Annotated in this window: 11 protein-coding genes; 8 read left to right on the top strand and 3 right to left on the bottom strand. The window is 38.4% G+C overall.

The window, feature by feature from the left end; translation table 11 throughout:
• The 6 genes from HRT55_RS16570 (at position 1) to HRT55_RS16545 (ending at position 7,524) form a co-directional block, all read left to right on the top strand.
• On the top strand, positions 1-2,940 hold the full coding sequence (locus HRT55_RS16570) for an AAA-like domain-containing protein (RefSeq protein ID WP_287204352.1): 2,940 nt from the start codon (positions 1-3) through the stop codon (positions 2,938-2,940).
• Between the two features lie 399 nt (positions 2,941-3,339).
• Complete coding sequence (locus HRT55_RS16565) at positions 3,340-5,034, top strand: sulfatase-like hydrolase/transferase (protein WP_287204351.1); 1,695 nt, start codon at positions 3,340-3,342, stop codon at positions 5,032-5,034.
• A gap of 376 nt (positions 5,035-5,410) precedes the next feature.
• Positions 5,411-6,169 (top strand): hypothetical protein, encoded by a 759-nt coding sequence (locus HRT55_RS16560; RefSeq protein WP_287204350.1) that lies wholly within the window; start codon positions 5,411-5,413, stop codon positions 6,167-6,169.
• Positions 6,170-6,275: 106 nt separating this feature from the next.
• Positions 6,276-6,797: a DUF4136 domain-containing protein gene (locus HRT55_RS16555; protein ID WP_287204349.1), complete on the top strand. Its 522-nt coding sequence runs from the start codon at positions 6,276-6,278 to the stop codon at positions 6,795-6,797.
• A 63-nt stretch (positions 6,798-6,860) separates the two neighbouring features.
• Positions 6,861-7,226, top strand: a complete 366-nt coding sequence (locus tag HRT55_RS16550; protein WP_287204348.1) for a hypothetical protein — start codon at positions 6,861-6,863, stop codon at positions 7,224-7,226.
• Positions 7,227-7,353: 127 nt separating this feature from the next.
• Entirely contained in the window at positions 7,354-7,524 is a 171-nt protein-coding gene (locus HRT55_RS16545) for a hypothetical protein (RefSeq protein WP_291622992.1), read from the top strand.
• Between the two features lie 415 nt (positions 7,525-7,939).
• Here HRT55_RS16545 and HRT55_RS16540 read toward each other — a convergent pair whose 3' ends face one another.
• Entirely contained in the window at positions 7,940-10,021 is a 2,082-nt protein-coding gene (locus HRT55_RS16540; protein ID WP_291623096.1) for a S9 family peptidase, read from the bottom strand.
• Positions 10,022-10,328: 307 nt separating this feature from the next.
• Positions 10,329-12,287 carry a DEAD/DEAH box helicase gene (locus tag HRT55_RS16535; RefSeq protein ID WP_291622991.1) on the bottom strand — a complete coding sequence of 653 codons (1,959 nt, stop codon included), beginning with the start codon at positions 12,285-12,287 and terminating at the stop codon, positions 10,329-10,331.
• Between the two features lie 240 nt (positions 12,288-12,527).
• On the opposite strand from HRT55_RS16535, the gene HRT55_RS16530 reads away from it, so the two are divergent.
• Entirely contained in the window at positions 12,528-13,217 is a 690-nt protein-coding gene (locus HRT55_RS16530) for a hypothetical protein (RefSeq protein WP_291622989.1), read from the top strand.
• Positions 13,218-13,393: 176 nt separating this feature from the next.
• Here HRT55_RS16530 and HRT55_RS16525 read toward each other — a convergent pair whose 3' ends face one another.
• Positions 13,394-14,332: a LysR family transcriptional regulator gene (locus HRT55_RS16525; protein WP_291622988.1), complete on the bottom strand. Its 939-nt coding sequence runs from the start codon at positions 14,330-14,332 to the stop codon at positions 13,394-13,396.
• A 201-nt stretch (positions 14,333-14,533) separates the two neighbouring features.
• Here HRT55_RS16525 and HRT55_RS16520 point away from each other — a divergent pair, with 201 nt between their 5' ends.
• Entirely contained in the window at positions 14,534-15,085 is a 552-nt protein-coding gene (locus HRT55_RS16520) for a DUF4136 domain-containing protein (RefSeq protein WP_291622987.1), read from the top strand.
• The last annotated feature ends 20 nt before the right edge of the window (positions 15,086-15,105 follow it).

Genomic DNA, 15,105 nt, shown 5'->3' with positions numbered 1-15,105 from the left:
ATGACAGTAACAAGCAATTATCAAGTAGGAGGCAGTATAGCGGCCGATTCTACCCGTTATATTCAAAGAGAAGCGGATATAGCCTTGTTGTCTGCCTTGAAAAATAGAGAATTATGTTATGTCTTTAATTCTCGACAAATGGGTAAATCGTCATTGTTGCTGAAAATTAAATCACAACTTCAGCAAGAAAATTATCGCTGCTGTTTTGTCGATATGAGTCGTATTGGCAGTGTTAATATCACACTAGAACAATGGTATGGCGGCATAGTAGCCGAAATATGGCGTGGTTTTTCTTATGCCCCAGGTAATGCTGTTTTTCAATGGTGGAGCACATTAGGCGATATTTCCCCGGCGCAAAAACTGGCGGCGCTGCTCGATAAAATTATTGACGATAGTGAAGCTGGGCAGGAGTTTGTCATTTTTTTTGATGAAGTTGATAGCGTATTGAGTTTGCCTTTTTCTGCAGATGATTTTTTCTCGGTGATTCGTGCTTGTTATAATCAGCGTGCCAACCAGGCTAAAATGAAACGTCTACAGTTTGCGCTTTTTGGCGTTGCTTTACCTTCAGATTTAATGTCTGACCCACAACGTTCCCCCTTTAATATTGGTCGCGCCATTGCTTTACAAGGTTTTAAATTAGAAAAGTCACTGGCACTTGCTGTCGGGTTAAATGTTGCCCATCTTGATAGTAAGAAACTGTTAGCACAAGTTTTGGCCTGGAGCTGTGGTCAGCCGTTTTTAACACAGAAAATATGTCAACTTATTGCAGATAATAAAGACAATGCGTTGAGCCTAAATGAGCAAGACTGGTTGGCTGAGCTATTGACGGAAAAAATTATCGATGATTGGGTGCGCAAAGATAATCCCGAGCATTTACGCACCATCCGTGACCGCCTGTTGTTAGATGAAAATCAAGCGACATTTAATCTAGATATTTATCAGCAATTACTGTCCAGTGCTGATGAGTTGCTGATGGTCGATGAAAATATCGACTACAGCCGATTATTATTGACTGGCCTAATCAATATAGAGCAGGGACAAATTACCGTTCGCGCTAAAGTCTATCGGCAAGTATTTAATAACAGTTGGTTAGAACAGGCTATCGCTAATCGCCGTCCCTACGGTGAGAAATTAGCCTTGTGGCAGGTTGGGGAAGATAGTCGTTGGTTATTGGCCGGCGAGGAACTAAATAGTACAAATCACTGGGCAAAAGGTAAACATTTACCTGAACTTGACCATAGTTTTATTGCCGCTAGTCAAAGTCAGGAAAACCAACAAGTACAAGCTTGGAATCAAAAATTACAAGCTGAAATTCAACAACGGCAACAGGTCGAAGATGAATTAAAGCAAACTTTAGTGCTGCTTGAACAAGCAAAGGCCGAAGCCGAGCATGCAAACTTGGCCAAAACTAACTTTCTTGCCCGGGTAAGTCATGAAGTAAGAACGCCGATAAATAGCATTCTGGGTCTAAGTTATTTGGCTCTACAGCCAGATAACGCCAAAAAACAGCAAGATTATTTAAGCAAAATTCACCATGCCAGCACATATATGTTGGCTGTGGTGAACGATATTGTCGATATTGGTAAACTAGAGCGTAAAGAGCTGGTACTGAATCAACAAGCTTTTTTACTCACTGATGTTTTCGATAATATTAACGACCTGCTTGGAGCCAGATTACGCGATAAAAATTTACACTTGCGCAGTAATATTGCTGAAACGGGTTTGCCCATGCTTATGGGCGATGCCATGAGATTGCAGCAATTATTAATAAACTTAATTACCAATGCGATTAAACATACCGAGCAAGGCACTATCACTATTGCGGTTAATGCCAGCAATTCAGATCAAGAGCAGCTTAGTTTGACTTTTTTGGTTAGCGATACTGGTAATGGTGTAACCAATAAAGCTGTAGCGGGCCGGGTATCAAAACATGCTGATAGTGTTATTGCCGTTGGCTTAGGTTTAAGCCTGTGTTGTCAACTAGCGGAGTTAATGGCTGATGAAGCCGACAGCAGTGCTGGGCTTCAGGTAAAAAGTAGCCCAACAACAGGTTGTCAATTCAGCTTTACCTGCTGTTTTACTTTAGCAATTGATGCCAAACAATATATTGAGAAAACGCCCAACAGTAAGCCGTTCTTAGCTCAAGTTACAGCTACTGTCGGTGCCCAGTGTGCTAACAAACGCATTTTAGTCGTTGAAGATGATGATATTAATCAGCAAATTATGCAGGAGTTGCTTAGGCCGCTAGCTTTATCAGTAGAAATTGCCGTAAATGGCAAGCAAGCCATAAAGAGTTTAACGGAGCAACGTTTTGATTTGGTGTTAATGGACATAGAAATGCCCATTATGGATGGCATCACCGCAATTAAACAAATACGCAAACTTGCCAATCAGGAGCCTGAGGTCTATGCCAATTTGGTTAACTTGCCTGTCATCGCTATGACGGCACATGCTTTAATTGACGATCAACAGCGCTTTATCGACTTAGGTTTTAATGAATATTTAGCTAAACCTATAGATCCCATCGCCTTAACTCAGCGATTAATTCATTGGTTAGCTCATGCTGAGCAATCTCATCAGCATAAGACACCAGCGGTTAAAGATCGCATTATTTTAGTGGATAATCTAACGGATAATTTACGCTTGCTGTCGTCAAATTTAAAAAGTCACTACAGTATTCTCGCCACTACTAGTATTGAAAAAGCACTAGTTATCGCGCAAAAGTCACCATCGCCTGCAGCGATATTGGTCAGTGAGTCTTTTACCAAGCAAGCAGAAACCAGTGCCTTAGCTTTATATCGTCAGCTTCAACAGCTGGCGATATCTTTAAATATTCCTATGCTAGTTATTGTAGAACAAGCATGCACGCCATCCATAGAGACGGGTATTGATAAATCAGTATCTACAGAGCAGTTACGATTATTATTGGCGACAGAGTAATAACTAACCTGCGCAACTAAAAAACACTAGCAAGTAACACAATTAATCAACGGTGTAGAAAGTACACATTGGTCAGATTAAAACACACATACCTTAGAACACTTACTGGCTATTATAGCGATATCAACTAAACGAATTGCTCGCTATTTGATATATTTTCCTCCTTAGTGTTTTTGATAACACATTTTGCCGAGTACCTTAACGGGTACTCGGTTTTTTTGTTCTGCCGCTACCACCCCTCGGTAAATGCCAAGTATTCTGGTTACACACTTTACTTTGCTCTTTGTACACATTCAAAAGTCTTTAGTTCTCGTAAACTTGTTAGCAAGTTAAAGCAAACCGTTGTAGAAAACGTGATAACTCAACAACTAAACTAAACAAAAAAAAGAAGGAACTACCATGAAAATCAACACCGAAAAAACATTATTTAACAAACGATTAAAGCCAACGGTATTAGCAAGCTTATCTGTTGCGGCTATGACGCTATTGCCAAGCCTGAGCGCGACAGCAGCAACTAAAGCTAATTTAATTCATGATGCTGAACAAAATATTTTGCAAGAACAGTTCGGAGAAAAATGGGCCAAACAAGATGTAGGTTTGCAAAAGAAACTCGATGCTCTTTATAAGAAACACGGTAAACGACCAAATATCGTACACATAATGTGGGATGACACTAGCTTTGGCGAAGTCGGTATTAAAGCGTTCAATAAAATTCGTGGCTTTGATACCCCCAATATAAATCAGATGGGTGAAGAAGGGATTGTTTTTACTCGTTTCTATTCTGAGCCATCATGTACACCAACACGTGCAGCTGCCTTAACGGGCCGATTAGCCGTGCGAAGTGGTATGCATACAGTTTCTTTCCCGCCAGAAGGTGGTGGACTGCCAGCAGAAGAAGTAACCATAGCTGAGGTGCTGTCTGAAGCAGGTTATAGCACATCATTTGTTGGTAAAGGTCATATGGGCGACATCGAAGAAAGTTATCTGCACAATCAAGGCTTTGATGAAGCGCAATTCTCTATGTATAACCAGTTCCCTGCTATTATGTGGCATAAAACCGGGCAAGATGCGAATGGTACTATTGGTTACGGTCCCGATATGCATGAAAAGAAGTACTTAGTTGATGCCACTTGGCGTCCAGATGGCTACATTATGGATATTGAAGGCAAAAAAGGCGGTAAAGCGCGTGAAACATTGCCTGCTACTTATGATGATACCTTAGCTAACTATCGAAAACTCATTGATATACATCAAGCAAAAGCTGTAGATTATATTAAACGTAAAGCAAAAGCTGACAAGCCATTTTATTTAGCCTATTGGCCTAATGTTTATGACCTTAACCGCGATGGTCAAGTAACTACTACCAGTAATAGCTCGGCGTTTGCGCAAAACATGGAACGTTTAGATCGTCATATTGGTGAAATTTTTGCTGAATTAGAGAAACAAGGCATTGCTGAAAATACCCTAGTTGTTGCTATGGCTGATAATGGCCCTATGGAAGAGTTAAATGGTGCTATGTACCAAAATGTCTTTAATGGCGGCAAAGGTAGTTATAAAGAAGGCGGTATTCGAGTTTCAGCATTCGCTAAATGGCCAGGCACGATTGAAAAAGGTCAATATGTCGGTGACATGATCACCGTACATGATTTATATACTACTTTTGCCCGCATAGGTGATGCGATGGAGTATATTCCAACAGACAGAATAATTGATGGTATTGACCAAACTGCGGTATTTTTAGAAGGTGACGGTAACAGTCGTCGTGATTATTATCATGTTTATACTGGCCCCTTGCTTGCTGCAACCATTAAGCAACAATACAAGCGTGTTTGGGTTGGTGACCGTCCAGGTTTAGTTAAAAATAACTTCTTCGACTTATATCAAGATCCTCGTGAAATGCGTGGCATGATGGCTCAATTCCTATGGGCATGGGGACCTTTTGATATGGTGAAAATGCGTCATGAGAATATGAATGCGAAATATCCATTCACTTCGACTCGTCATGGTATTCCTTTTGAAGGTATTACAAACTTAAGACCTGAGAGTAAGGTTTATCAAGAAACAGTAAGAAGAACTTTTGCTAAAGTAAAATAGTGCTATTGATTAAAACGGTAATGAAAGGCGAGTTTAATAACTCGCCTTTTTGCATCTACTGAAACGCTGAATTCTAAATAATACTGTTTGGTATGATACTGAACTAAAGAGAATGTAATTAAAGAGGTGATAAGTTGTCGCCTCTTATTATTTTATCCCTTGTACGAGCTAATCAGAAAAACGACTCATCATAACCATTAGTTATCGCTTCACTTAAATTACAACACACATTGGTAACACTTTTGTACACATCAATAAATACAGTGTTCGCTAAACTAGTCCGTAAGTTAACACTAAGATGTTGAACGAAACAAATAAACAAAACACATCAAAAAAAACTAAATTTAATTATACCTAGGTATATATGGAGATAACGATGAAAAAGTTAATGAATAGTTCGGTACTGGCTTTAACACTACTTGTTTCAGCTAATGCTTTAGCTGATGTTTTAGTACTAAAAGATGGTCAAACCTTAAATGGCACCTTAGTTTCTCGTGATGCTAATAATTTAGTATTTGATATTGCCGGCCAACAATTAAGTTTTCCATCAGCCCAAGTTAAAAGTATTAGTTTTGGCGATGAGGTCACCGTGCCAACGGCCAATGCTAGTGCGAAGGCTAGTCAGGCGCAAGTCAGTGACGAAGTAATACCAGGGCAGGTAACAGTGCCTGCAGGTACTCGAGTTATGGTGAAAATGTCAACCGCAGTAGACAGTAAAAAACACAGCACAGGGCATCGATTTACCGCTAGATTAGAAGCCGACTTAATGGCTAATAATGTTGTGGTAGCGCCTCGAGGCAGTACCATTTATGGCATAGTTTCCGAAGCTAAACAATCAGGACGAGCTAGAGGCAATTCAAGTTTAGAGCTGACCTTTACCGATATCATGATCAATAACCAGATGAAACCTATTCTAACATCTGCTGTGAAAGCAGTTACCGAGAGCACAGGTAAAGCGACAGTGGGTAGAACAGCAAGGCTTGCCGCTGTCGGTGGTTTAGCAAATGGCTCTAAGGGTGCTAAAAATGCTGCGAAAGTTGGCCTTGGGGCTTCTTTACTTACCAGCGGAAACTCTATCAATATACCCGCAGGTACTTTATTAGAATTTCAATTGGCAGCGCCTTTAGCGAGCTAATTTAACGCATGCATCACGCCAATGAGTAATATCTTATTGGTAATTCAGCCTGTTTTCTTAAAGTAGCTAGCAGGCTACCAATAATTATTAGTTAAATGGAAAAGTAATGAAAAAATTAATTTTAGTTCTATTAAGTTCTTTTACTCTCTTGGCATGTTCTGCCGTACCTAAAGATATCAATATCGCAGCAGAAACGGACCCCAAGGTTAACCTTAGCGGCTACAAGACTTTTGCCTGGTTGGGTGATGCCACCATTATCTATGATGAAATAGGTCGCTGGGAAAGTCCGGGCTTTGATGCCGATAGTGAAGCCAGATTCAACATAGATAAAGAATTAAGAGCTAAGGGCTTTACAGAAAAATCAGACAATCCCGATATGCTAATCACTTTTATTGCCGGCGTTGATATGGACAATATTGAATTGATTATAAACGAGGAAACTCAGCTCAAAACGTTAGAAAACATCCCTAAAGGAGCCTTAGTTGTCGCCATTTTTGATGCCAGCACTGGTCAGTCTATCTGGGTTGGTATGGCTGAAGCAGATTTACAACAAGATGTCGGAAGTCAGGTAGCGAAAGAAAGATTGTATTTTGCGGTTAATGAAATGTTCAAGAAGATGAAAATATAAAACGATTAGTTCACAAAATACAATTTAAAAACTTATTTATTACCTTATATATAACAAGGAAGCATGATGAAAAAAATAATTTTACCTTTAGTATTCTTAAGTAGCTCAGTATTTGCCACACAGTCATCAACCGATAATCAGTACGGTGAAATCGAATTATTGTTGGCGGAAGCGGCGAGTAAATTAATTTACCTTAATAATGATTGTAATAAGCCTATAGATCCGCAGAAATTTAAAGAATTGGCAAAAATTAAGGCCTTTAGTGAAGGTCATATGACCATCGAAGGTATTAGCTGGGAGAACACCAAACGTAAAGCCAACAAAATGTATGGTGCTCTTAAAATAGAGGCGCCTTTAGGTGAGTATTGCCATGAATTTAGAGAAGATATCAGAGGTCATTATAAATTCCTTAAAGACACAAGTGCTTAAACGTTGAACGTTAGTCCTCAAGCCGCTAATCGAAAGTTTAGCGGCTTTTTTCATTATTTATCATTAATCATTCGTCTTTTTGACAGAACAATCGACTTATGGATAAACAAATTAACTGGAAATACATATGATCTTTTCAGAGTTCAAAGTCAATTTTTTCTCGACCGATATAGTAAGAGACGTGCCGAACAAGCTCAATTATGAGTTGTTTAATTTGAAAATAAACTATGACGTTACTGGCTCCAATACTGGCGAAAAAGAACTGACAATATTAATTGATGGCAGAGTTCATCAATGATTTTTTGCTAGCAGAGGTGCTTGTTAAGAAATAACCTCAAAATACCGACGATGCTTGAAAATAACAGGGTAAGCCAGTATCGCGTTACCTTCTCTTTGTTGTTTTACTTCTCTGTAGGCCTGTAATACCTGAAGATTCTAAGGAAATGAGTAAGTATAGGCTCAATAGGTAAATATCATAAAGAGAGCATTAAATTGTTGGAAACAGCGTATCTAATGAGGTTTTTTAGTTTGCTTTAATCGCCATTGAGCATGGCCTAAAATCGAAATACATAAGGTCAATTACCATAAACCATCAGTATATTTCTGAATTGTTAGCGGTACTCAATATGTTATTCGCAAGTGACAATACCACCTGAGAATAACAATTTTTTAAGTATGTTTTGCTAACTAAACTCGGCTATTTATTCAGTAATCTACTCGGGTAGTAAGCTGATAAAAAAGCTCATTTCCAAGGCTTTTTCTCTTAAACTTTTAAAACGACCTGATGCGCCGCCATGGCCCGCTTCCATATCAGTTTTAAATACCAGTAAGTTATCATCGGTTTTAAATTCTCGAATTTTTGCTACCCATTTCATTGGTTCAAAGTACTGCACTTGTGAATCATGTAATCCGGTAGTGACCAGTATATTGGGGTAGTGCTGCGCAGTGATATTATCAATAGGCGAATAAGCTAAAATATCTTGATAAGCCTCAGCTTCATTTGGGTTACCCCATTCGTCATATTCATTCGTGGTTAGCGGTATGGTTTCATCGAGCATAGTCGTTAATACATCTAAAAATGGCACATGCGCGCCAATGCCTAAATATAACTCTGGTGCTTGGTTTACTACCGCGCCCATTAATAAGCCACCAGCACTGCCGCCAGAAGCGAATATTTTATCTTTAGCACCATAACCTTGGGCAACTAATGCCTTGGTGACATCTATAAAGTCATTAAAGGTATTTTGTTTATGCTCTTTTTTACCTGTTTCGTACCACTCTCTACCTAACATTTCTGAGCCACGAATATGAGCGATAACGTAAACAAAACCTCGGTTGAGTAAACTTAACGTTGTACTTGAAAAATCAGGGTCTATAGTAATGCCATAAGCGCCATAACCGTATTGCAGTAGTGGGTTAGTACCATCCTTTTTAAACTTATCGCTGCGATAAACAATGGAAACTGGTACTTCTACGCCATCTCTGGCGGTAATAAATAAGCGCTCTGATTGATAATCGTCTTTGTTAAAGTCACCTAATACTTTTTGCTCTTTAAGCAGCTTGCGCTCACCGGTGGCTAAGTCAAACTCAAATAAAGAGCCAGGCGTGGTTAAGCTTGAGTAATATAATCTTGCCGTGGTGCTGGACGGCTCTGGATTATCACCAAGACAAGCAAAGTAACAGGGATCATCAAATGATAAGGGATACTGATGGCCAGAGTTTCTACCTCTTGTGGTGTGAACAATAAAACGAATTTGGCCATGTTCACGTTCGGTAATAACGATAAAGTTATGAAATAACTCAATACCCTCGAGTAGCACATCTTTTCTATGTGGGATCACTTCTTGCCAGTTACTTATATCATTAACTTTATCAACTGCAACTTTCATTAGTCGAAAGTTTTTAGCTTGATAGTTGCTGACAATAAAAAAGTGTTCGCCCATTTTATCAGCGTGATATTCATGTTCTTCTTGATAGGGTAGTAGCTCAATAAATTCACCCTCAGGGTCATCGGCACCGAGCACTAGGTAATGTGTTGATTCAGTGGCGTGTAAACAAATATAAATTTGTGAGTCATCTCTGCTCTTATCTAAGCTCATGTAGAAGCTGTGATCGTCTTCTTCATAAACAAGGACATCATCAGCTTGTGGCGTTCCTAGTTTATGACGATAAACTTGTGTACCTAACAAGGTTTCTAGATCTTTTTTTACATAAAATACCGTTTGATTATCACTTGCCCAAACAATTTGGCCTTCAGTTTCAAGCAGCACATCCGCTAAGTAAGTATCTTGATCGTTAGACGTTGTGTTTATCTTACTTAAGTCTTTAAAATTTATGGTGTAAATTCGGCGGCTGTCAGTATCTTCTGATATTGACATTAATTCATCATTAGGACTTATTGATAAATCTCCTAAGTCATAAAATTCATGGTCTTTAGCGCGCGCATTAACATCTAACAACAAGGTTTTATTGCCTCCCTCAAAACTTGTCGCGCGAAAATAATTTGAATACTCTTGCTCGCCATTAATTTCGCTGTGATACCAATATTTACCATCTTTTGCTGGCACAGTATTATCGTCTTTAACGATGCGTGCTTTAAGCTCTTCAAACAGTGAGTCTTGCAGCGGTTTTTGTTCGGCCAACTTAGCATCAGCATAACTGTTTTCATCATTTAGGTGTGCCAATATCACTTCATTGCTACGCTGGTCATCACGCATCCAATAATAATTATCTACCCGTTTATGATCATGCATCTGCATTTCATGGGGAATTTTTTTAGCTATGGGAGCAGTGATTTTTTTGTCTGATTCTTGTTTAAGTGAAGGCTTAGATGAAGACGTAGGTAAAGATGTTGGCACTAAGTGCTCCTAGATAAATGATGTAGTTCTAAATTAAGGGAATAAAAATCTCGATGGGTAATTCTATCGAGATTTTATCAATTTAGTTAGTTAATTATTGAAATATTTTTAAAATATTCTGGGTAAGTTTGTGTGTTAATTTTCATTAATATCTGCCTTGTTATAGCGCTTAATTGACATGATTCGATGTTACTATTTTCCAGCATTCGCCAATTTCTACTTGTTCATTTGAGCTTACTTGGGATTATTTAAGTTCATTGGCCTTTCGGTAGCGACCTTGATAGTCAAAAATTCTGTTTCTAATGCGCCAGTAATATTTTTGTTTTCTGGCAATGACAAAGTCAGGACAAGGTAATACGTTAGCTAGCTTTAATGCTTGTTGCAGGTTATCGACTTCGAGTGACTCAGTTGAGCCCAGTTGAACACCAATTTTAATACTAAGGCGTTTAGAAAAAATATCATTGAACGCTTTAACTTGATTTGGTTTAGAAAAATCAAAAGATTCATTGAGTTCAGTACCTTCTTCATCATGGTAAGTGATTTTTAACTTGCCAGCTCCAGTATCAGCTGCTTTGTCATTCCCTTTTTCAGGGACCTCTTCTAAACTCATTCCGGCACAGCGAATAATTTTTGAATCTTTAAGTTGTAGTGCCTTTTTTAACATGTCATCTGGGTCAACTAATACCTCAAAGCAGTGCAAACAGGTTCGAGCGGCAATATCATTTTCACCACTACAGTGAGGACATTCTTTAAAGACAAAGCGATAGTCACATTGACGCTCTTTTGACTGATCTTCACTGGGTTCAGCTACGAGGCCTTGGCAACGTCGACCGTAATGCTCAACTAAATAACCGTCATCATCACAGATGCCCCAAAATATATTGGGAAATTCACAACTTGGGCAAACAACTTGTACCGGCTGGCTTTTGTCATTCGGTTTTTTCTCACCCACTTCAGGGTGATAGAGGTCAAAATCATTGCCGGTATAATCAATCACCAAGCAATCTTTTTTGTTATCACTCAAACGCAGGCCACGACCGATTATTTGCTGATAGAGACTAACCGATTGTGTTGGCCGTAATATCGCGATCATATCGACATGAGGCGCATCAAAACCAGTGGTTAATACCGATACATTAACCAGGTATTTAATCTCTTTTTGTTTAAATGCCTTAATTAAGTTATCGCGCTCAGTGCTATCTGTGGCGCCGGTAATTAACGCGCTCTGTTTAGTGGGTAAGTAACTAAAAACTTCTTTGGCATGATCAACCGTTGCTGCAAATATCATAATGCCTTGACGTTTTTCCCCTAACTCAATGACCTGTTCAATAATGCCTTGGGTCACCCGGTGATTTTTAGTTAATAGATGATTAATATCCGTGGGACTATATTCGCCAGAGGAATTCTCTCGAAGACTACTAAAATCATAGTGTTCGATAGTGGCATCCACTAAATTGGGCTCGGTTAGGTACTGGCGTTTGATCAAGTAGCGCAGCGGTAATTCATAAATACAGTGTTTAAAGGGCCGTTCTTGTTCACTACGCATGAAACCACGATAATGCTTTTGATAAATCCAGCCCATGCCTAAACGATAGGGAGTTGCGGTTAAACCCAATAATTTAACCTCAGGATTAACCTGCATCAATTTCTCAATGATTTGCTGATACTGGTTAGTGCTTGCGGTTTCATGTGATTGCTCTTTTAACTCGTCTTTCAATTCAGCTTTTGATGTGTATTTTACTTTGTCTTTTAACCTGTCTTTTGCCTTGCCTTTTGACAGCTCAGGGCTGGCCAGGTTAACCCTATGACATTCATCAATTATAATTAATGAATAGGGCTCAGAAAAATCATTTAGATTTCGCGCCGCCGATTGTATGCTGGCGAATGTGACTTGGTGTTGAGTTTCTTTAAGTTTTAAACCTGCTGAATAAATACCCGCCGTTACACCATATGTTTCGTATTTTTGATGATTCTGCTCTACTAATTCTTTAACGTGAGTCAGCACGAGTATTTTTCGTTTTGCTAAGCGAGCAAGCTCAGCAATCACTAAACTTTTACCAGAACCGGTAGGTAAAACAATCACCGCAGATTCATTGGTTTTTCGAAAGTGTTTGAGCACCGCAGTAACGGCTTCTTGTTGGTAATCTCTAAGTTGAAAAACTGCCACGCAGTACTGCTGCCTATAGTGAAAGGAAAGAGCCATAATAGCAAAAGAGTGGCTAAGTCTAAAACTTAAAGAGAGAGTATTGTGTTTCTTTAAGATGATTTATCCATGTATGCCTATTAATTCTTTGTTGAATCTACTAGTAAACCACTCATGCACCCAGCCCAAGACGCCCTACAGGGAAAGAATGAACCAATATCCTATACTAACAATATGACTTAATTGGTTTTTTATATTTTTATGTGAGTTTTTAGCGCGGATATGCATTAAGGATGCAATATGAAACCAGATGAAGAATACGTTCTTGCGGCTTTAGCGTCTAAATTCGGTGGCAAGTATATCGACGGTGAAGACCCGCCGGACGGTTATTTACTACTAAATAACCGCAAGATTGCCGTGGAAGTTACCAAACTGGTCGAGCACATCAATGAAAATGGTAAACGGCGATCAAGGTTGGCCGATGATGTGCCAATCTCGAATATCGTTGCACAATTGAATGAAGAAATAGGCAACCTAATTCCTAACAACCGATGGATTCATCTGGTTATTCCGAGCCCAATTAAGGGCATCAATGAATTTAAAAAAGAGCTGACCCGTATAATTATCAATATGATCACCACCAAGACCTATGAAGCAGTGATAGACATTTTAGGATATGTGGTAGCAATCAATTTATATAAGTGTCAACAGCCGCCAAAGATAAAAGTGGTGCAAGCAATAGCCACTCAATTCGCTTCGACAAATATTGATGAAAACACGCTATTCCTGTTAGAAAATAGGATCAGTATTAAGAATAAAATATGCAATGCAAATGGCGAAATAGATGAATATTGGTTAGCACTCTTCAATACTTATTGCATGGCAGACATTGATTCATATCGGGGAGCTTATGAATCGCTACAACTAGATCATAACTTTAGTAAAATCTACATAATTGATGGCTATCGACGTGTTTATAAATTGTGCTGACGCCAGATAAAGTTTAATGAAACAACTAGGACAGCCATTGTTATCTTAGCTCAGATAATCATACTATTTATCACTGCTAATAGAGCTCGATAACCATGGGTTTTGTATTAGCAGGGCGCCTTACTAGTGAAAATATTTTATGCAAAACATTAAATCATCTATACATTAAACCCTCGTTACTCAATATTAATAGTTTTCAATAACTCGGCTTTAAACCATTGCGCGGCTTCACCATGTTTTGCTCTTGGTGACTCTAACAAGAGCAAGTCTAACATTTGCTCTTTTTCAATATCAAACTCATACACTGAAGTGAATTTATCAGAAAAGTCTTCGGCATTTAGCATGAAACTTGGTGCGATCAATAAACAATCACTTTGTTCCAATAATGAGGTAATTATACTCAAATGACTGCTTTGGCAAACAACTTTGGGACTAAAGTTAAATAGCCTTAAAATTCTCTCGGCGGGATTTTCAAAGCCTTTCTTTTCTTCAGAGCTAACTTGATAAGCGACAAATTTAAAGTCTTTGAAGTCAGTTAATGTATTGATAGCTTTAGTTTTTATTAATGGGTGATATTTTCTTGCAAAGATATTGGGTCGAAATTGGCCAAGTGATGTACAACCAAATTGAGGGCTTTTAGGTGTAGTTATATGAATAGCGAAGTCGTAAGTTCCTTTTTCAAGTGAAGGAAATGGGTCTGTTTCACTGGGTAAGTCGATAATACAAACATTGGGGGCTATTTTGTTAAGCTTTAATACTAATGGCATTAATATTGAGTGACACAAAATAGAAGGTATAGAAATTGAAAATGTTTGTGCACATGTCGAGGCATCAAAAGCGCTAGGCAATAACAAACTATCAACTTGATTTAAAATACTGGGTAATTTTCGCTCTAATTCAATGGCTTTCTCACTTGGAATGAGCCCAGAAGAGCAACGATGGAACAAGGGATCATCAAATAAAATTCTTAATCTATTCAGTGTTTTACTCATTGCTGGTTGGGTAACAAATAATGCCTCAGCAGCTCTACTGACACTCCTTTCATTTAACAAAACACTCAAAGCAATCAGTAAGTTCAAATCTATTTTTGTCAATTTTTGCTCTAAATTATTCATTTTAATTTCCCGCTGTCGCCAGTATATAACTCTAACTATTATAATCCGGAGCTATACCCATCAGAAATATATCCGGCAGAAATATAACTGCTAGTTATGTAGTTTATGAATATATGTCATTAGAATTCATATTTCAGTAAATGTAAAATAATTTCATCAATACAAATAAGCACAATAAATCCGATAGCTATCGGAGATCACATGAAACAATTCATCCTTATTTCTTTATGTTTATTATTTTTAGCCGGCTGTACAACAACCTATACCGCCAATACAGACTGTGATGAACAATACGATTTTCAAGCCGTACAATCTTACTTTGTTAGCGGTGATGCAGAGCATAAAAACCCTATGATTAGTGATATTGATAGAAACCGTTTAAATGATGCCATTGATAATGAATTTAACTTGCAAGGACTCATTGCCACGGACAAAGAAAATGCTGACGTACTCATTAGTTATTTTGTGGTAACAAAAGACAAAATGAAAGTAAGAGCTTCAGGTCACAGTCCTTACTATGGCTACAATTCAAGGTATGGACATACCTATGGATATAGTTACGGCGCAAGCAATATAAGCACTAAAAACTATACCGAAGGTACTTTTGTTATCGATATTGTTGATAACAAAACCAAGGAAACTGTATGGAGAAGCACACTAGTAAAGCCGATTAAATACTACAAAAATTCCGCACAAAGGGAGCAGGCGGTAACCGAATTAGTGAATACCATGTTTGCTGATATGCAAAAGTAATAAGAAAGTTGCTGAGCAAT

The organism is Colwellia sp., assembly GCF_013214175.1.
Classification (GTDB): Bacteria; Pseudomonadota; Gammaproteobacteria; order Enterobacterales; family Alteromonadaceae; genus Colwellia.
The sequence above is the reverse complement of the archived record's forward strand: the minus strand, read 5'-3'. Positions and strand labels throughout refer to the sequence as shown.